This window comes from Acinetobacter lwoffii, from assembly GCF_024129115.1.
Taxonomy (GTDB): Bacteria; Pseudomonadota; Gammaproteobacteria; order Pseudomonadales; family Moraxellaceae; genus Acinetobacter; species Acinetobacter lwoffii_T.
On sequence record NZ_JAMXXO010000010.1, the window covers coordinates 48,680 to 68,265 of the forward strand.

A 19,586-nucleotide genomic window follows, 5' to 3' on the forward strand; every position below is an offset into this window, starting at 1 on the left:
ATGCTCCTTATTTATAAAATTTACAGAATTCAGGCTGACGTTTTTCTTTTAATGCATTGACTCCCTCACGAGACTCTTCTGTGTCGTAATACAGTTTCAGTGCATACATGCCCATGCCGGCAATACCGGCCTGATGCGCGGTATCCATATTGAAGCTGCGCTTGGCAATCGCAATTGCAGTCGGACTACGCTGACAGATTTCTTCGGCCCATGCCTGTACTTCGGCATCCAGTTGATCGGCTGGGACACATTTATTGGCCAGACCGATTTCAACCGCTTCCTGTCCGCTATAACGACGGCACATATACCAGATTTCGCGGGCTTTTTTCTCACCAACTACACGCGCTAAAAATGCCGTGCCATAGCCCGGATCAACCGATCCCATTTTTGGACCAACCTGACCAAAAATCGCTTTTTCAGAACAGATGGTCAGGTCACAAATCGTTGCCAGAACGTTGCCGCCGCCAATCGCATAACCTTGTACACGGGCAATCACCGGTTTAGGTACATCACGGATGGCGGTATGTAATTCTTCCATCGGTAAACCGATCGTGCCGCGGCCATCATAATTTCCATCATGCGCGGACTGGTCACCACCGGTACAGAAGGCTTTCTCACCCGCGCCTGCCAGCACAATTGCACCCACGTTACGGTCATAGCCCGCTTTATTTAACGCCTTGATCAGCTCGTCACAAGTGGTGCCACGGAAGGCATTCATTTTTTCTGGACGGTTAATGGTGATCCAGGCAACACCGTTTTTAACTTCATATAAGATATCTTCAAAATTCATTTTCTTTACATCCTGTACTGTTTTTATCGATCTGGTTGAACTGTGATGGTTACGAGAGATTTAATGATGATGCCCATTTAACCGTTCATGGTTAAACCACCAGAAACACTGAGTACCTGCCCGGTAATAAAGCTGGCATCATCACTCAAGAAAAAGGCAATGGCAGAAGCCAAATCATCTGGTTGACCCAAGCGGCCCAGTGGAATGGCCCGAATAAAGGCTTCACGTAATTTTTCCGGATTTGACGCGCCTTCAGTCACGCCTGCAAGCAAAGCCGTATCAGTGGGTCCCGGGCAAATCACATTAATTTTGATGTTGTGACGTGAGTGTTCACGTGCCAAGGTTTTAGAGAAAGATAACAAGCCGCCTTTACAGGCCGCATAGACTGCTTCCCCTGAAGAACCGACCCGGGCTGCATCTGAGGCAATATTGACAATACTGCCAGAATTACGTTCAACCATGCCTTTCAGCACAGCAAAGTGCATATTCAGCATACCGACCAGATTAATCTGGATCAGTTTTTCCCATTCCTGCGGATTGGTTTTAACAAAAGGTTTAAAAATATCCCAGCCGGCATTGTTGACGAGTCCATCAATTGGACCGAGTTCAGTTTCGGTTTTTTGAACCGCCTGCTCAACTACCTCACTTTGGGTAATATCACACTGAATTGCCAGTGCCTGACCATATTGATTGATTTCATTCGCCAGTTTTTCAGCCGCTTCCAGATTCATATCAAAAATGGCAACTTTGGCACCTTCCTCTGCCAGACGTCGGCAGGTGGCTGAACCAATTCCGCCTGCTCCGCCTGTCACAATCACAACCTTGTCTTTTAATCCTTTCATTGCTCATCCCTACGCTATTTTGTTGTCGAATTTAATCGGCTGTTGTTCTAATTCGGTGTGTTTTACCTAAAATAGAAAGAGATTGAATTTATGTCAATATATTTACATAAAATAATATTTATAAATTATTATTTATATATTTATTAATAACTTAATATTTTTATTTATTCAATATATTGACCTATATTGGTTTTTGGCTTTAGAGTAATTTGAATCTGACTCCACTCTATGACCAGAATATGTCTTTTCATGACAGATAGTTTATTCCTTTGGAACAGAGAGTAAAGGCTTAGATATTTGGCGAGTGAGCACACTGGAAGTGAGGAGAAAAAGAGAGATTTCCAAACCATAAAACTGATTGACTCAGAATTTAAATAGGAAAATTTCTGCAAAAACACTATGATTTTTAAAACAAATTATAATAGAAACTGGTTTGTGCGAAAAAGCGATAGGCTATACTCTGCGCGGCTCGGCTATTTCAGTTTAGAGGATGTCCAATATTGTGAGTGATACTTTGTCAAAAAAATATGATCAATCCTTATATTCTGCTCATAACCGGCTTTTTTTCCGATTGTTTCAGGTGGGCAACAGTTTGGACAGAAAATGCCTTAATGAGCTGAAAATATCCCCAGTGCATTGGGCCGTGCTGGGTGCCCTGTCTCGTCCAAAAGTTAAATCAGGAATGTCATTTTCTGATCTGACTGAATATCTCGGGGTGAGTCGGCAAAATCTGGACGCAGTATTAAAGCGTCTGGAACGTGATGGTCTGGTGGAGCGGGTCATTAGTGAACAGGACCGGCGCGCTAAAATTGTTGCGCTGACGGCTGAAGGCTTGGAAACATGGGACAACTTGCAAGCTGATTTCTTTGATTTTTATGGTCAGGCCTTAAATAAACTGGCCTTTGATGATGTGGTTACCCTGATTCATCTGCTCAATAAAGTAAATGATGGTTTGAAAAGTATTCATCTGCATAAAGAAGCAGATCAGGAATAAACAAATAGAAATTCAGCTTTAATTGAAGAGTATAAAAAAGAGCCTGTATTCAGGCTCTTTTTTTGAAGTTGAAATTATGCTTTTTGTGGATCGTATTGACGGTCTTTGATGAAAATCCCGGACACTGCCCCACATAAGAAATAAGCACTGCCCATAATCAGGAAGCCTAGACCAATTGAACCACCGCTGGCTGCCGCGCCAATAATCGCAGGTGCAAACATGGCGCCAATACGACCTGCATTATAAGCACCCCCTACTGCAGTACCACGAATCGAAGTGGCAAAGCTTTCCGTCATATAAGTGGCATTAATCGCATATGGAATACCATACAGGAATCCAAAGAAAATCAGCAGATAGGCAATGTTATCTGGCGTATTGAATAGCACAATCACGGGCAGGAAAATCGCCGTTCCAATTGCTCCAAACGAAAAGACAGCGCGTCTACCCAGACGGTCTGCAGCAAAGCCCGCCAGAATTTTTCCGAAAATCATGGCTACATAGGTACCAATCATATAGCCTGCCATGGATTTAAAATTCATGTGCAATTCAGATTCCAGATATGCCGGCATCCAGTTGTTTACGCCATAGTAGCCAAATTGCAGAAAACCGGCCGTAAAGATCCACAAAATAAACATTCTGCGATTCGCAGGATCCGCGAAAATCTCTTTGACTGTGCTTTTTTTGGCGGGTTGCTGTGCTGTGATTTCAGCTGGGGCATATAGACGCTGCAAACGTGCACGCTGCCAGGATTCTGGCTCAGGAACCAGTTTCTGGATAAAAATCGCCATAACCGAGGGAATAATGGCAATAAAAAACAGGGTTCGCCAGCCATATTCTGGAATGATCCAGCCTGCCAGTACAGTGGCCACAATATAACCAACGGTCCATCCTGCCTGTAAGGTACCTAAAACCGTGGTGCGATATTCAGTTGGAACATATTCAGCCATGAGCGTATTGGCTGCAATATATAAAGAGCCTATGCCAAAGGCAGAAAGGAAGCGTAAAACAGCGAACTGTTCAAAGTTTTGTGCAAAGCCTAAGGCTGCGGTCAATATAGAAAATACCAGAATCGAAATGACTACGGTACGTACACGACCTAGACGGTCACAGGCCCAGCCACCTATAAAGCCACCAATTGCCATACCTGCTAAGGTAAAACTGCCCAGTGCACCGGCCTGCAGATTACTGAGACCAAACTCTGCTTTCAGGCTATTTAAACTGAAAGACAGCAGCAACATGTCCGCGCCATCTACCAGTAAAGCCAGAAAGGCGAAAATAAAAGCAATTTGCTGGGTTCGTTTGGTTGTGGGTTTAATCTTTTCTAATTCTCTCGCTAAATCCGTCATATTTAAATCTCTGTTTTCCTATCCTTAGGTTTTCATGATCTTTTTATATTTAAAGCTATTCCGCTAATGAATATGCTTTAAGGCTAATCCGTGTTTAATTCACCTGATTGACTCCTTTTTTAATCCTGTATGGGAGATCCCTTTTTCCTTTTTATCAGTGACCTCTTGTTCCTCATTCATGCTTATATTTGCATCAGGCTAAAGAAAATAAGATGAATATTTAATCATTTTGGATGTTTTATTTTGTTATACGAAATTTATTATCATAAAGTTGATTGTTCTTTCATTTTCCTATAGCTTTAAAAAGAGGGATAAGAACGATATGTCATTTGAATAGGATCTAACAGGGAGCGTAATAATGGGTGCCTTAACAGGATTTCGTGTACTGGATTTAAGCCGGATTTTGGCTGGGCCCTGGTGTAGCCAGATTCTGGCTGATCTGGGTGCAGAAGTGATCAAGATTGAAAAACCGGATCATGGGGATGATACCCGTATCTGGGGACCACCCTGGCTTAAAAATAATCAGCAGCAAGATACCCATGAATCGGCTTATTACCTGTCAGCCAACCGTGGCAAGCATTCGGTTGCAATCGATTTATCTACACCTGAAGGTCAAAGTATTATCAAAAAACTTGCTGAACAGAGTGATGTAGTCATTGAAAACTATAAAGCCGGTTCGTTGAAACGATATGGGCTGGATTATGAAAGTCTGAGCCAGCTAAATCCGCGACTGGTATATTGTTCCATTACCGGTTTTGGCCAGAACGGTCCGCGTGCGCAAGAGCCGGGCTATGATTTTATCGTTCAGGGAATGGGTGGCATGATGAGTGTCACTGGCGAACGTGATGACCTGCCCGGTGGTGGCCCACAAAAAGCGGGTCTGGCCTTTGCCGATTTGACCACCGGCTTATATGCCGCAATTGCCATTCAGGCGGCTTTGTTGTCCCGTGAGAAAACCGGTGAAGGTCAGTATATTGATATGGCGCTGCTGGATACCCAGGTTGCTTCCCTCTCTGTTCTGGCCATGAATTATCTCACCTCAGGCAAAGTACCCGGTCGCTTCGGAAACGCGCATGCCAATATTGTGCCCTATCAGGTGTTCAAAGCCCAGGAAGGTGAATTTATTATTGCCTGTGGTAATGATCTGCAATTTCAAGCTTTGTGCCAGGCCGTTGGTCTGGCTAAGGTGGCAGAAGATCCTCGCTTCTTAAAAAATTCTGGACGTGTTACACATCGTGAAGAATTGACCACAGTTCTACAGGCTCATTTCTATACTAGACCGGCAAAAACCTGGGTGGATTTAATCCATGCGGTTAAAGTGCCGGTAGGAATGATCAATGACCTGAAACAGACTTTGCAAGAAGAACAGGTATTGGCACGCGATATGGTGATTCAGATGCCGCATACTTTACGTGAATATTACACCTCAATCGGTTCACCGATCAAACTCTCCAAGACACCGGTAGAATATAAAAAGGCACCCCCTTGTCTGGGTGAAGATACCGATGCCATTTTGAGTCAATATTTAAGTTCTGCTGAAATAGAAGAACTGAAAAGCAAAAAAGTCATCCAGCAGCGATAAGCCTGCAAGCAATAAAAAAGGAATCTTTCGATTCCTTTTTTATTTTAAATCTAATGGACTAGATCATTCCTTAACAGGCTTTGGCGCTCGGCTGAACAGTACGAGGCAGCTCGCGACGCAGAATTTTTCCTACTGCAGACTTTGGTAATCCAGCCACAAACTCAATGTATTTGGGCAATTTATAACTGGTCAGTTGCTGCTTCAGATAAGTCATGACTTCATCTTGGGTCAGAGTTTCATCCTGTTTCACAATAAATGCCTTGGGTACCTGTCCAGACTTTTCATCATCAATACCAATCACTGCACATTCCAGTATTTTAGGATGTTTGGACAGCACGCCTTCCAGCTCATTGGGATAAACATTAAATCCGGAGACCAGAATCATGTCTTTTTTGCGGTCCAGAATGGTGATATAGCCCTGTTCGTCCATACAACCGATATCACCTGTCAGGAAGAATCCATCTTTGGTAAATACCTGTGCTGTTGCTTCCGGTTGCTGCCAGTATCCTTTCATCACCTGTGGACCACGTATGGCGATTTCTCCAGCCTGATTAAGTTCTACAGGTTTTCCTTCATCATTCAGAATCAGAATTTCAGTCCCTGCCAATGGAAAGCCAATCGTGCCACTAAATCGCCGGCTTAAAGGAGGGTTAAAAGTTGCAGTTGGTGAGGTTTCAGAAAGTCCGTAGCCTTCATAAATCTGGCAGCCTGTAACCTCATGCCATAACTCTGCCGTATTTTTCAGAATAGATGCTCCTCCGCCGGTTGTGGTTTTCAGGCGTGAATGATCCAGCTCACGGAAACGTGAATGATGCGCCAAGGCATTAAACATGGTATTCACCCCAGGGAAAACAGTGGGTGGATGTTTCTGGTATTGATCCGCCAAAGCATCCAGATCTCTCGGATTTGGAATCAGAACATTGGCGAAACCACGGCTTAAACCATAACTGAACAGGCAGATGGTAAATCCATAAATGTGATACAGCGGCAAGGCACAGAATACATATTCATTTTCAGTGGCATAGCGGTCACCAAAATGGCTGATAAATACGGTACTGTTCTGGGCGATATTAAATAAAATATTGCGATGGCTCAGTTCTGCACCTTTAGAAACACCTGTGGTACCTCCCGTGTATTGCAGAATGACCGTATCTTCCTGATGCTGTACAGGTGTTTTGAAATCAATAATTTCTACCTGATTTATTGCCTGCCTAAAGTCAAAGAACTGTTTATGCGGATATTGTGTTGTCTGACTATAAATAGCACTTTGCTGCTCTTGAATAAAATCCGGCGAATGCGTCGAAATAACATATTTGAGTTGAGGACATTCCTCTAATGCTGTTAATTGCTCCAAAGTCTGTCCAAGGATAATCAAGGCTTCTGCACCTGAATCCTGTAGCTGATGATAGAGCTCGCGCTGGGTGTACATGGGGTTGACATTGACCAGCACATAACCGGCCCGAATAATGGCAAAGGTAGCGATTGGATATTGAATAATATTCGGTAACATCACCGCAATACGGCTGCCAGCAGTCAGCCCAAGACTCTGTAAATAGCTAGCCAGTTTCTGGCTATACACATCGATATCGTGATAGCTGAATTTGCGATCTAGATAGATAAATGCGGTTTTATCCTGAAATTTTACCAAATTCTCAGCAATTATCGTGCTCAGGGTTTTCTCAGGATCTGGCCGGGTAAACTCCGGATTGATATTCCACTTTTTATATTCTTCCATCCATGGCTGACTGCTCATGACTATACTCCTGTCCTGGATTTACAATTATTTTGTATTATTTAAACCATAAGATTTTGATTTTAATTAAATATTTTTACACCACTTTCTGCTGTCTCGATTCAACATACTGATAGTGATAACCGCTACGAATAAAATGCTGATTTTTATCCCTAAATGAATGAGCATAATCCGGCCAGACCAAAGTCAGCTGGCGACTGACCGGGTCCAGATACCAGCTTTTACAGCTTTCCGATAACCAGACACTACCTTGCGAAAGCTGCTGTAGATCCTGCATATAGCTATTTTCAGCCTCTTGATCTGCTTCAAAGACCTGAATCTGTTCCTGCTCAAAAAACTGCAAGGCATCCAGCACCAGATCAAACTGGGTTTCCAGAAAATAAAGCGCTGAATTATGCCCACTGCCTGTATTTGGCCCATTCAGAATGAACAGGTTTGGAAAGTTGTGTACGGTCGTTGACTGATAACCCTGCATACCGCTGGACCATTGCTGCTCCAGGCTTAAACCCTGTTTACCTACCACCTTTGCGGCATAGGGTGGACGCGCTGCTTCAAATCCGGTGGCAAATACGATGATATCTGAAAAAAATCTATTTCCAGCCTGACTTAATACACCGTCTTTCGTAACTTCTGCCAATGCTGAGTCTTCAAGTGTGACATGCGGTTTTAAAAAGGTTGGATAATAATCATTAGAAAGTAATAAGCGCTTACAACCAGGTTCATAATTCGGCGTGAGTTTGTGCTGTAATTCAGGATCTGAAATCTGATGTTTCAAGAATTGCAGGCAGTTTTTCTTGACCCGCTCAATCTGACTTTTCAGATTACGGCGCTGGGCAAAATTGTATTCATTGCCCCAGAACAACGAGTGTCTGAGTGCTGACATACTGTCCGGATCTTTGCGGAAAAGCTGTTTTTCTGACTCAGAATAAGGTCGGTCTGGTCGGGGCAAAATATATGGTGCACTACGTTGCAAGACGGTCAGGTTTTTTGCTGTTTTGGCAATTTCCGGTACAAGCTGGATGGCAGAAGCACCAGAACCTACTACAACCACGCGCTGATTTTCCAGATTCACTTCGTGATTCCAGCGTGCTGAATGCATCACTTGGCCTTCGAATTCTTCCAGCCCCGGAATTAGCGGGAGATGCTCATCGGCCAGATGCCCGGTTGCGGTAATTAAAATCTCAGCCTGATACAGACCTGTAGCGGTTTGAATTTCCCATATGCGTTCTTTAGCATTCCAGCTGGCCTTTTCCAGTTGGGTATAAAAATCGATATGGGGCCGGATATTTTCCTGATCGCAGCATTGAATTAAATAACGCTGGATTTCTGCTCCTTGCGGAAAGACCCGAGACCAGTCCGGATTTTGAATAAACGAGAAAGAATATAAATGGGAAGGTACATCACAGGCGACCCCGGGATAGGTATTGTCACGCCAGGTTCCGCCCACTTCTGCTGCCCGTTCAATGATTTTGAAATCGTGGATGCCCTGCTGTTTAAGGCGGATTGCCATGCCTAATCCACCAAAACCACTGCCTACAATTAGAATCTTGCTGCGCTGTCCTTGAGCTTGCATTATTTATCTCCTTTAAGGCATATAAGGCTGGATTTTTTGATTCACCGGATATTGTTCTGGATGCTGGCTAAACTGGTTTACGAGTTGCACCACTTCGGCTGACGCTTCGATATAGAGCGCATGTCCTGAAGAAATTTCGATATAGCGACTGTTCGCAATTGAAGCAAACAGCAGTTTAGCTTGCGCTACAGGCACCATGCGGTCTTCACGGCAAGCCACAATCAACGTCTCTGCACGAATCTCAGGCAAGATCGATGTAATATCAATGCGATAATTCAGTTCACGCTGTTTGGCTGCATCTTGGGAAGGTTTAACAAAGCGTGCCAGATCCAACACCTGCTGTTCGCTACGTGCAGACAGATAATCATCGCTATACAGGCAATAATTGACAAAATGCGGCAAGGCCGCAGATTGATCACTAAATAACTGTTGCCAGATCGTGGTACGCAGTTGTTGGACTGAACTGGTTTTTGCCCAACCGGCCAACAGGATCAAACGCGCTACACGTTGTTTTAAACTGGCTGCTACTTGTGCAGCAATCACGGCACCGAGTGAATAGCCTACCACTGTAATGGTTTCATCTGCTGCAACCGCATGCTGAATCAGCGCTTCAACCTGTTGGCTAAAATCAGTCACCTTCAAATCAGCTTTATCCGGGGTATGCAAATCAATCGATAAAACCCGCTGATGAATACCCAGCATCGGAAAAATATAGCTGAAATGCTTGTCGGTATTTCCACCGGTGCCATGAATCAAAATAATAGTCGGAAATGCAGAACGGTGTCCGACTTCATGAAAAGTAAGCTGTAGATCAGCATAAGGAAACTGTCGAGTAATCATGTCTAAATCCATATAGACTCCTGATCTTGTTGTTTTATGGTTTATTCAATACCCGAGAATAAATCTCAATATTTGAATGGAGTGAGAATGCAAAAATTATTAAAAAAAGACCCACGACACGAGTATCGTGGGTCAAAAGGTTTAATCGAATTTGAACTCTTCAGGTTCAAGTAAAAACAGGCTTTCACCGCCCGCCTGAATATTGGCAAAGTGGGTTGAAGTTCTTGGCAAAATACGCGCAAAGAAGAATTGTGCAGTTTTGATCTTGGCTGCATAGAACGGATCAGTATTGCCTTCTTCAATTTTCTGCTGCGCAGTAATTGCCATTTTCAGCCACAAATAAGCGGACACGACATAACCAGAGAAATATAGGTAGTCAACTGATGCTGCCCCAATTTCATTGGCAGACTGTTGAGCCTGCTCCTGAATGGTTCTGGTTAATTTCAGCCATTGTTCAGTCAACTGGCTGACTTGTGCAACTTGCTGGCTGAACTGGACATGTTGCTGATGCTCTTTTACAAAGCCCTGAATTTCATCGGTTAATGCGGTCAGCAAACCCAATTTTGAGCCCAGCACTTTACGCGCCAGCAAGTCAATGGACTGAATTTCAGTAGTTCCTTCATAGAGGCTGGCAATACGTGCATCACGGGCAATCTGTTCCATGCCATGTTCAGCAATATAACCGTGACCACCGAAAATCTGCATACCATGTTTAGCTGCTTCTATGCCGGTTTCAGTCATTAATGCTTTGGCAATTGGCGTTAATAATGCCAGACGGTCTTCAGCTGCTTTCTTTTCTTCCGGGCTGTCAGTGGCTTCAGCGATATCGGCATAGGTCGCCAGATAATATGCAAGTGCACGTGAACCTTCTGCAAACACCTTTTGAGTCAGCAGCATGTTACGTACAGCCGGATGCACGATAATCGGATCTGCAGGCTGGTCTGGCGCTTTCGCACCTTCAAGTGAACGCATCGCCAGACGGTCTTTGGCATAAGCCAATGCACCCTGATAAGAAGATTCTGCTGCTGCCAAGCCTTGAATGGCTGTACCGATACGTGCCGAGTTCATAAAGGTAAACATGCAATTCAGGCCGCGATTTTCAGGCCCAATCAGGAAACCTTTGGCATTATCAAAATTCAGCACACAGGTTGCGTTACCGTGAATGCCCATCTTGTGTTCAAGAGCGCTACATACCACGCCATTACGGGAAGCCACATTACCAGCTTCATCCAGATTGTATTTCGGCACAATAAACAGCGAAATACCTTTGGTTCCCGCAGGTGCATCTGGCAAACGTGCCAGTACGATATGCACGATATTTTCAGCCAAGTCATGTTCACCGGCTGAGATAAAGATTTTCTCGCCACTGATGCTATAGCTGCCGTCTTCATTTGGCACTGCTTTGGTACGGATTAAACCTAGGTCAGAACCGGCATGAGATTCAGTCAAGCACATGGTTCCCGTCCAGCGACCTGCAATTAAAGGTACCAGGAATTTTTGTTTCTGTTCATCGCTACCGTGGTGCTCTAAAGTACGCATGGCACCATGGGACAGGCCTGGGTACATGCCCCAAGACCAGTTGGTTGCAGTAATAATTTCAGAAATAGCAATCCGGTATAAAGTTGGGAAGCCCTGACCGCCATATTGTTCATCACCGGTTAATGAGGTAAAGCCGAGTTCTACATATTTGTCATAAGCTGCTTTAAACCCATCCGGGGTGGTTACGACGCCATCCTGCAAACGGCAACCCTGCTGGTCGCCTGTCGCATTAATCGGTAGAAGTTCGTTTTGGCAAAAGTCCGCAGCGACTTCCAGATATTGCTCCATAATATCCATAGAAACCTTGTCTGCGAATTTTGCATAGCCCTGATATTTCTGTTCAACGTTTAACAGGTCTTTCAGGACAAACTTCATGTCTTTTAATGGCGCAATATAATTTCTCATCGTAATTCCCTTGTATGAGTTCTAATTTGTATATTTATGACAATTAATTTCATAATACGAAATTATGTTTTAAATCCACTATAATATAATTTAAAGAATAAAATCTAGTCATTCGATGAAATTTCCCATTTAAAAATAAAAAATATACAGGATGAAAAAAGCCATTCATGGTGGAATGGCTTTTCTATTCAGCGACTTCACTAAAGTTGATTAACGTGGAAAAAATTGAGCTAAACGTTGCTGAACAATCTGCTCTGCCTCCTGCATGATATTTTCGATCAGCGCCTGACAAGTCGGAATGTCATGAATCAATCCCATCACTTGACCTGCAGTCAGTACACCAGCATCAATATCGCCATTTTCTAAAGCGAGCTTGCCTTTTAAACCGCTGACATAGGGACGAATCTGTTCAAATTGCAGGTTTGGATCTTCACTCATTTTCACCACAAGATCAGATACCGCATTTTTGGCAACACGGGCAGTATTCCTGAACTGTCGATACAGCAGATGTGTCGCCCTTTCATCATTATCGACATAGAACTGTTTGATGTTTGGATGGATCGGGGCTTCCTGAGTGGCACAAAAGCGTGTACCCATATTGATGCCTTCGGCACCCAAAGCCAAAGCTGCGACCAGACCACGACCATCAGCAAAACCGCCACTGGCTACAATCGGTACAGTGAGTTGATCAGCGGCTGCTGGAATCAGAATCAGTCCGGGAATATCGTCTTCACCCGGATGACCAGCACATTCAAAACCGTCAATCGAGATCACATCCGCGCCGATTCTTTGTGCTGAAAGTGCATGACGTACCGAGGTACATTTATGAATCACAATGATGCCATGCTGTTTAAAGGCCTCAATATGTTCATGCGGCTTGTTGCCTGCCGTTTCTACAATCTTGATGCCACTTTCAATAATGGCCTGTCGATATTCGGCATACGGCGGTGGGTTTACAGCGGGCAATAAAGTCAGATTCACAGCAAAAGGCTGATCTGTCATTTCACGGCAGCGTGCAATTTCCTTGGTCAGCGCTTCAGGTGTGGGTTGTGTCAATGCCGTCAGCGTTCCCAAACCACCTGCATTAGATACGGCACTGGCCATTTCTGCGGTACCGACCCACATCATGCCACCCTGGATAATTGGATAGCGAATGCCTAAAAGCTCGGTAATACGGGTCTGAATTTTCATAAATGCTCTCCTTAGCATCCGGTAAATTGTGCAGGGCGTTTTTCGACAAAAGTCTGGACACCTTCTTTATAGTCCTGACTGCTCAGAGCCAGATATTGCAGGTTTTGTTCCAGCTCCAGTTGCTGGTCTATGTTATTTTCAGCACTGCGTTGCAAGGCCTGTTTGGTTAAAGCCAGCGCATAAGTCGGCTGTTGAGATAATCGGTGTGCAATGTCGTCGATATAAGCATCAAATTCTGTATCTGGAAGCATTTTCCAGATCATGCCCATTTCAGCGGCCTCTTTGGCATGCACCGGTTCCCCCAGAAAAGTAAGTGCCATGGCACGTGCATAACCGATTAAACGTGGCAACATCCAGGTGCCACCGGCATCAGGAATCAAGCCAATTTTAGAAAAGGCCTGAATAAATCGGGCACTTTCCTTGGCAATGACCAGATCACAGGCCAGCGCGATATTGGCACCTGCACCAGCAGCCACACCATTCACTGCTGCGATTACCGGTTTGGGACTCTGGCGGATCAGGTTAATCAAGGGATTATAGTATTTGGCCAGCGAGCCTTGCGGTGGCAAAGGCACATTGCCGAGCTGTCCAGCACGTTCTTTTAAATCCTGTCCCGCTGAAAACGCCCGGCCTCTGCCGCGAATCACAATCACCCGAATATCCGGATCTGTATTCCAGTTTTTCAGTACCTGCTGCACTTCCTCATGCATTTGCCGGTTAAAACTGTTGAGTGAATCCGGACGGTTAAAGCTTAAGGTTGCGACGCCTTGCTGAACCTGAGTTTGAATCGTTTCCCACATCATCAATTTCCTTATTTTTTTGCCTGTATCCCTACAATTAATAGCCTTTATTGACATCTACCTGATGGCACAAATCCAGCCCGAGATTTAAGCGTCGGTCATTTTCCAGAATCTGTTCCACTACCACAGACATGGGTGCATGTGAGGCGACATGTGGCGTAACTACGATCTTTTCATGCTGCCAGAATGGATGTTCAGCAGCTAATGGCTCCTGTTCAAATACGTCGATAATTGCACCACGTAACTGGCCGGAATCCAGTGCATTGAGTAGATCCTGTTCAATTAAATGCTGGCCTCTCCCGACATGAATTAAAGCCGCTTGTTCAGGCAGTTGCTGAAATAATTCAGCAGAAAGAATGCCAGTATTTTCTTCAGTGAGTGGTAGCAGATTAATCAGAATCTGGCTTTGGGCCAGGAACTCAGAAAGTTGTTCTGTACCTACATAACTTTTGACCTGATCAATATCTTTTGGGGAATTGGCCCAGCCCGAGACCTGATAGCCCATGTCGGCAAGACGTTCCGCTACATAAGACCCCATATGCCCAAGACCCATAATCCCGATCTGGATATGCTGGCTATAACTCTGACGATACTGTTTCCATAACTGCTGCTTTTGCTGCTGGATCATGCGGTCAAAATAACGCTGAAAATACAGCACACCCCAAAGCAGGTAATCAAACATGCCTTTTTGATGATGCGGATCGAGTACCCGGCACACGGCTTGATCAGGTCTTATCTCATTCAAGTTTAAATGCTCGACTCCTGCCGCAATCGAATGAATCAGGCCAAGTTTTGGGAGCTGCTGCAATTTCTCCAGATCTGGAAACCAGCATGCGGCCGTGGTCGCCTGCTCTGCTTCCGGGCTGTCCACTGTACAAAAACTGCTCTCAGGGGCATATTTCTGAAAAGACTTGACCAGAATGGCTTCAATGTTCGGCACAGTACTGGATATCACAATCATGATGCATACTCCGTATATTGATGCTCAATCAGGGATAACGCAGCCTGCCAGGCACGCTGTAAAATCGGTTCTACCAACGGACTGGCGAACTGTTTGGCAGTTTTAATTCGGACTTCTTCTGCTGGATAATGCAATTCAGCACCGCCACTTAAGGCCTTCACCTGTGCCTGACAGGCACGCTCCAGAAAATAGATTTCATGAAAGGCCCGAGCGATCGTTTCGCCAGCCGTTAAAAGTCCGTGATTGCGTAAAATCATGGCGCGATGGCCGCCTAGGTCCTGAATCAGGCGCTCCTGCTCATCTGTTGAGAGTGCCACGCCTTCATATTCGTGATAGGCCACCTGCTGATAAAATTTCAGCGCATGCTGGGAAATTGGCAAAAGTCTATGTTTCTGGGCAGAAACGGCTATCCCATCTGCGGTATGTGTATGAATGACGCAGTTCAGATGAGCATGTGCTTCATGAATCGCGGCATGGATGACAAAGCCTGCCATATTCACCGGCTTATCCTGTTCATAGCTTTCTACGACCTGCCCTTCATGATTAATCTTGACCAGCGTTGAGGCACACATTTTTTCAAAAGCGACACCATACTGATTAATCAGAAAACAGTCAGGCTGATCAGGGACTCTTAAACTGATATGGGTATCAATTAAATCAGTCATCCGGTAATGCGCAATAATGCGATAAAGCGCTGCGAGTTCACAACGTGCCTGCCATTCAGCATCTGTGACGAGATTTTTTATTGTCATCGTTCCATCCTGGAAAAATATAGCATTTCGATCACTATCTGTTATATCATAATTTTAGAAAAACAGAATATTATTTCATAAAGCGAAATAAATCATTACAAGGAGTTGATATGCCCACATCACAATTAAACGGACTCGAATATCTAACCGCAATTAAGAATGGGGAAATTTCCAGTTCAGCCATGAGTGAAATTATTCCCATGCGTCTGATCTTGGTGCGCGAAAACTATGTGGAATATGAGGTGCGTCCTGATCAGCGCCATTATAATTTACAGGGTGGTATTCATGGCGGCTTTTGTGCAACGGTTCTAGATAGTGCCACTGGCGCTGCCGTGCATACGACAGTAGATGCAGGTGTCAGTTTCTCGACCATTGACCTGAATGTAAAAATGCTGAAAGCGATGAAAAGCGGCGAAACCTATACAGCTATTGGTGAAGTCATCCGGATCGGGCGTAATGTACTGACCTCAGAAGGCCGAATTATCGATAAAGAAGGTAAAGTTTATGCTTTTGGTTCAGCGACTTTATTAGTCACTGCCCGTAAGTAAATCATTACAGTGATGTAATCAATCCCTGCATGTGCAGGGATTTTTATTTTGAAAGAAGAATCCCAATAATGCCATGCATATCATAGATACATGGCATTAAGACTATGACTAAACTGTTATGCAGCTTCAGGGTTTTCAATCACCATCGCCAAGCCTTGACCCAGACCGATACACAGACTAATCACGGCATATTTTTTACCGGTACGCTGTAACTGACGTGCAACGGTTAAAGCCAAACGCGCACCCGAACAGCCCAGTGGATGACCAATGGCAATCGCACCACCATTTGGATTGACACGCGGATCATCCAAAGCGACATCCAGACCTTTCAGGCAAGATAATACCTGACTGGCAAAGGCTTCATTAATCTCGATGATATCCATATCGTCTAGCGTCAAACCAGCACGTTGTACTGCCTTTTTAATCGCTTCAATTGGGCCTGCACCCATGATGCGTGGCTCAATGCCAGCGGCTGCAGAAGACAGGATACGAGCCAAAGGTTTTAAGCCATACTGTTCCTGAACTTTTTCACTGCCGATAATCAGTGCTGCAGCACCGTCATTGATTCCTGATGCATTACCCGCTGTTACTACACCACCTTCAAATAGCGGTTTTAACTTGGATAAAGCTTCAAATGTTGAAGATGCACGTGGATGCTCATCCTGAGTAATTTGTTTAGGCGGCAATTTGCGTCCTTGAGAAACTTCAATCGGGGTAATTTCACCTTCAAAGAAACCTGCTTCTTTCGCTACCTGATATTTTGCCTGTGATGCAGCGGCAAAGGTATCAGCCTGTTCACGGCTAATACCGAATTCTTCAGCCACGTTATCACCTGTTTCAGGCATACTGTGCGCGCCAAACTGATCCGTAAATTTACGGTTCGGGAAACGGGTACCAATCGTGGTGTCATAAATTTTGGCATCACGTGAATAAGCACTTTCTGCTTTGCCCATCACAAAAGGCGCGCGGGTCATACTTTCTACGCCACCAGCAATGTACAACTCGCCTTCGCCTGCAGTGATGGCACGTGCCGAATCAATCACAGCACCGAGACCTGATGCACATAAGCGGTTTACCGTCTGCCCCGGAACTGTTACCGGCATACCCGCTAACAATGCTGCAAAACGTGCCACATTACGGCTGTCTTCACCGGCCTGATTGGTACTCCCAAAGATTACATCTTCTACATCTGCTGCCGGAATACCGGTTTTTTCCAGCAGGTTTTTAATTACGGTCGCTGCCAGATCATCTGGACGTACGCTTGCCAGACTTCCTGCATGACGACCGATTGGTGAACGTAAACCATCATAAATATATGCATTTAACATGAGTGTTATTCCTTTAACTTTTTAATTAATGTGTTGTATGAACAAGTGGTAGACCAAGCTGAACACGGCGACGCAACCAAGGACTTGGACGGTAACGCTGGTCACGGGTAATCGCAGTCATGCGATCCAGAATTTTCAGGATTTTTTCAGCTCCCAGCACATCCCCCCATTCAATTGGCCCATATGGATAGCCAAGGCCTAATTTTACTGCGATATTGATATCTTCTACCGTTGCAACGCCTTGCTGGGCAATATCACAGCCGAGATTCACAATCATTGCCAAAGCACGTTGAGCCACAAAGCCTACGCTTTCCTGAATTACGCTGGCGGTCACACCATCCAGATTGAAAATCGATTGGGCTGCTTTTACCAGCTCAGGTTGGGTGATAAAAGTTGGCATCAAGGTACGGTGTTTGTTCAGACCATATAGCAGATCGATACACACCACTTGCTGAGGTGCCAGCTGATAACGGACAGCGGCTGAAGTTGCATCTTCACCATAAGTGGCAATCAGGATTAAAGCCTCTGCTGAAGGTGTCTCAGTTTGCTCAATCTGGATATTGAACTGCTGCAGATATTGCTCAAGTGCCTGACGGTCTTCGTCATATTCGGTGCCTAGCCAGACTGATGGATATTGACTTAACTTTTCAACCAATGCTGGAGCAACATCACCTTCTTTGCTACCCGAAGTGTAATCATAGAAACCTTTACCGGTTTTACGACCTAACTGCTTGGCAATAAAACGCTGACGGGTAATCACGCTTGGACGGTAACGTGCTTCTTCATAATACTGATGATAAATCGATTCACTCACCGGGTGCGAGACATCCATACCGGTCAGATCACCTAATTCAAACGGCCCCATTTTGAAACCGATTCCGTCACGGTAGATCCTGTCAATATCATAAAATGGTGTGACATTTTCATTCAGAATTGCATAGGCTTCGCTACCAAAGGCACGGCCGGCATGGTTAATAATAAACCCTGGAGTATCTTTTGCTTTGACCGGACGATGCCCCATTTTAATCGAGAGCTGGGTTAATGCTTCAATAATGTCAGCACGGGTATTAAAGCCTTCAATCACTTCGACCACTTTCATGAGTGGTACCGGATTAAAGAAGTGATAACCGGCAACACGTTCTGGCTGCTCACAGTTGGCAGCGATTGCACTGATCGACAATGAAGAGGTATTGGATGCCAGAATCGCTTCTGGTTTTATCATTCCTTCCAGTTGCTGCATCAGTTTTTGCTTGATTTCCAGATTTTCAATAATCGCTTCAACAATCAAGTCACAATCTTTCAAGTCTTCTAGCTGCTGCGCAGTCGACAGATGAGCAATATCTTCAGCGGCTTTTTCATGACTGAATTTACCTTTATCTGCCAAGGTATTTAATGTTTTGGCCAGTTTGTCCTGTGCTTGCTCGGCTGCTCCTTCTTTGGCATCAAACAGCACCACATCATGACCAGACTGAATCGCGATCTGGGCAATACCTGCACCCATCGTACCCACGCCAATAATGCCGATTTTCTGAATCTGAATACTCATGCTTATCGTCCCTGATAATTCGGTTTACGTTTTTCAATAAAGGCCTGCATGCCTTCTTTTTGATCTTCGGATGAGAACAGCATCTGGAAAGACTTACGTTCCAGGGTAAGTCCGGCATTAAGCGGCACATCTTCAGCCAATAAAGCCACTTCCTTGATTTGCTCCAAAGCAATTGGCGGCATTTTTGCCAGACCTTCAGCCATCTTGATTGCTGTTGCAAGGGTTTCGCTGTCTTCAGTCACCTGGGACACCAGACCAATTTGATAGGCTTCCGGTGCAGGCACCAGACAACCGGTCATGATCATGCGCATGGCATGAAATTTGCCAACTGCACGGAATAAACGCTGTGTACCACCAGCACCCGGCATTACCCCTACTTTGACTTCAGGCTGACCGAACTGGGCACTTTTTCCGGCAATGATAATGTCTGCATGCATCGCCAGTTCACAACCGCCGCCCAATGCATAACCGTTTACTGCTGCAATCACCGGCTTTGAACACTGTGCAATGGCTTGCCAATAACGCTCAGTACGACGCTGCATCATTTGAATGGTTTCTGCATTGGCCAGTTCTTTAAGATCGGCTCCTGCTGCGAAATCTGTTTCACCACCCGTAAGAATAATGGCACGGACATTTTCATCATCATTCAGTTGCAAAAAAGCCGCCGCAAGTTTCTGGCGAACTTCTGTATTCAGGGCATTTTTCGCTTCTGGTCGATGAATTTTAACCATCGCTACATGTGCTGAAACTTGTTCTACTTGAACTACCTGTTCCATTAAAATCTCCATTTATTTTG

General features: G+C 44.8%; 17 protein-coding genes. 3 read left to right on the forward strand and 14 right to left on the reverse strand.

Features of this window, described 5'->3' with window-relative positions; translation table 11 throughout:
* Positions 1 to 7 precede the first annotated feature (7 nt).
* Together badI and badH are read right to left on the reverse strand one after the other, a co-directional pair.
* On the reverse strand, positions 8 to 790 hold the full coding sequence (badI, locus tag NI470_RS09205; protein ID WP_253148235.1) for a 2-ketocyclohexanecarboxyl-CoA hydrolase: 783 nt from the start codon (positions 788 to 790) through the stop codon (positions 8 to 10).
* 77 nt (positions 791 to 867) lie between these two features.
* Positions 868 to 1,632 (reverse strand): 2-hydroxycyclohexanecarboxyl-CoA dehydrogenase, encoded by a 765-nt coding sequence (badH, locus tag NI470_RS09210; protein ID WP_253148236.1) that lies wholly within the window; start codon positions 1,630 to 1,632, stop codon positions 868 to 870.
* A gap of 502 nt (positions 1,633 to 2,134) precedes the next feature.
* Here badH and NI470_RS09215 point away from each other — a divergent pair.
* Positions 2,135 to 2,626, forward strand: coding sequence for a MarR family winged helix-turn-helix transcriptional regulator (locus NI470_RS09215; RefSeq protein ID WP_064101545.1), 492 nt, complete (start codon positions 2,135 to 2,137; stop codon positions 2,624 to 2,626).
* A gap of 74 nt (positions 2,627 to 2,700) precedes the next feature.
* On the opposite strand, the gene NI470_RS09220 is transcribed toward NI470_RS09215, so the two are convergent.
* On the reverse strand, positions 2,701 to 3,972 hold the full coding sequence (locus tag NI470_RS09220; protein WP_253148237.1) for an MFS transporter: 1,272 nt from the start codon (positions 3,970 to 3,972) through the stop codon (positions 2,701 to 2,703).
* A gap of 358 nt (positions 3,973 to 4,330) precedes the next feature.
* Here NI470_RS09220 and NI470_RS09225 point away from each other — a divergent pair, with 358 nt between their 5' ends.
* On the forward strand, positions 4,331 to 5,554 hold the full coding sequence (locus tag NI470_RS09225; RefSeq protein ID WP_253148238.1) for a CaiB/BaiF CoA transferase family protein: 1,224 nt from the start codon (positions 4,331 to 4,333) through the stop codon (positions 5,552 to 5,554).
* 70 nt (positions 5,555 to 5,624) lie between these two features.
* Here the strand turns inward: NI470_RS09225 and NI470_RS09230 are convergent, their stop codons facing one another.
* The 8 genes from NI470_RS09230 to NI470_RS09265 all read right to left on the reverse strand — a co-directional run bounded on the left by NI470_RS09230 (position 5,625) and on the right by NI470_RS09265 (position 15,368).
* On the reverse strand, positions 5,625 to 7,307 hold the full coding sequence (locus NI470_RS09230) for an AMP-binding protein (RefSeq protein WP_253148239.1): 1,683 nt from the start codon (positions 7,305 to 7,307) through the stop codon (positions 5,625 to 5,627).
* Between the two features lie 76 nt (positions 7,308 to 7,383).
* Positions 7,384 to 8,880: a flavin-containing monooxygenase gene (locus NI470_RS09235; protein ID WP_253148240.1), complete on the reverse strand. Its 1,497-nt coding sequence runs from the start codon at positions 8,878 to 8,880 to the stop codon at positions 7,384 to 7,386.
* Positions 8,881 to 8,892: 12 nt separating this feature from the next.
* Positions 8,893 to 9,732 (reverse strand): alpha/beta fold hydrolase, encoded by an 840-nt coding sequence (locus NI470_RS09240; RefSeq protein ID WP_148334784.1) that lies wholly within the window; start codon positions 9,730 to 9,732, stop codon positions 8,893 to 8,895.
* Between the two features lie 129 nt (positions 9,733 to 9,861).
* On the reverse strand, positions 9,862 to 11,664 hold the full coding sequence (locus tag NI470_RS09245; RefSeq protein WP_253148241.1) for an acyl-CoA dehydrogenase C-terminal domain-containing protein: 1,803 nt from the start codon (positions 11,662 to 11,664) through the stop codon (positions 9,862 to 9,864).
* A 210-nt stretch (positions 11,665 to 11,874) separates the two neighbouring features.
* Positions 11,875 to 12,855: an NAD(P)H-dependent flavin oxidoreductase gene (locus NI470_RS09250; RefSeq protein ID WP_253148242.1), complete on the reverse strand. Its 981-nt coding sequence runs from the start codon at positions 12,853 to 12,855 to the stop codon at positions 11,875 to 11,877.
* A gap of 11 nt (positions 12,856 to 12,866) precedes the next feature.
* Positions 12,867 to 13,655: an enoyl-CoA hydratase-related protein gene (locus NI470_RS09255; protein ID WP_253148243.1), complete on the reverse strand. Its 789-nt coding sequence runs from the start codon at positions 13,653 to 13,655 to the stop codon at positions 12,867 to 12,869.
* Positions 13,656 to 13,692: 37 nt separating this feature from the next.
* Positions 13,693 to 14,616: a 2-hydroxyacid dehydrogenase gene (locus NI470_RS09260; RefSeq protein ID WP_253148244.1), complete on the reverse strand. Its 924-nt coding sequence runs from the start codon at positions 14,614 to 14,616 to the stop codon at positions 13,693 to 13,695.
* Complete coding sequence (locus NI470_RS09265; protein ID WP_253148245.1) at positions 14,613 to 15,368, reverse strand: class II aldolase/adducin family protein; 756 nt, start codon at positions 15,366 to 15,368, stop codon at positions 14,613 to 14,615. Before NI470_RS09265 ends, NI470_RS09260 begins: the two co-directional genes overlap by 4 nt.
* A gap of 110 nt (positions 15,369 to 15,478) precedes the next feature.
* Here NI470_RS09265 and NI470_RS09270 point away from each other — a divergent pair, with 110 nt between their 5' ends.
* Complete coding sequence (locus NI470_RS09270; protein WP_103800035.1) at positions 15,479 to 15,916, forward strand: PaaI family thioesterase; 438 nt, start codon at positions 15,479 to 15,481, stop codon at positions 15,914 to 15,916.
* A 116-nt stretch (positions 15,917 to 16,032) separates the two neighbouring features.
* On the opposite strand, the gene NI470_RS09275 is transcribed toward NI470_RS09270, so the two are convergent.
* The 3 genes from NI470_RS09275 to NI470_RS09285 are packed head-to-tail and all read right to left on the reverse strand — an operon-like array spanning position 16,033 to position 19,566.
* On the reverse strand, positions 16,033 to 17,244 hold the full coding sequence (locus NI470_RS09275) for a 3-oxoadipyl-CoA thiolase (protein WP_253148246.1): 1,212 nt from the start codon (positions 17,242 to 17,244) through the stop codon (positions 16,033 to 16,035).
* A gap of 25 nt (positions 17,245 to 17,269) precedes the next feature.
* A complete protein-coding gene (locus NI470_RS09280; protein ID WP_253148247.1) occupies positions 17,270 to 18,790 on the reverse strand; it encodes a 3-hydroxyacyl-CoA dehydrogenase in 1,521 nt (506 codons plus the stop codon).
* 2 nt (positions 18,791 to 18,792) lie between these two features.
* Positions 18,793 to 19,566 (reverse strand): enoyl-CoA hydratase, encoded by a 774-nt coding sequence (locus tag NI470_RS09285; RefSeq protein WP_005096905.1) that lies wholly within the window; start codon positions 19,564 to 19,566, stop codon positions 18,793 to 18,795.
* Between the last annotated feature and the right edge of the window lie 20 nt (positions 19,567 to 19,586).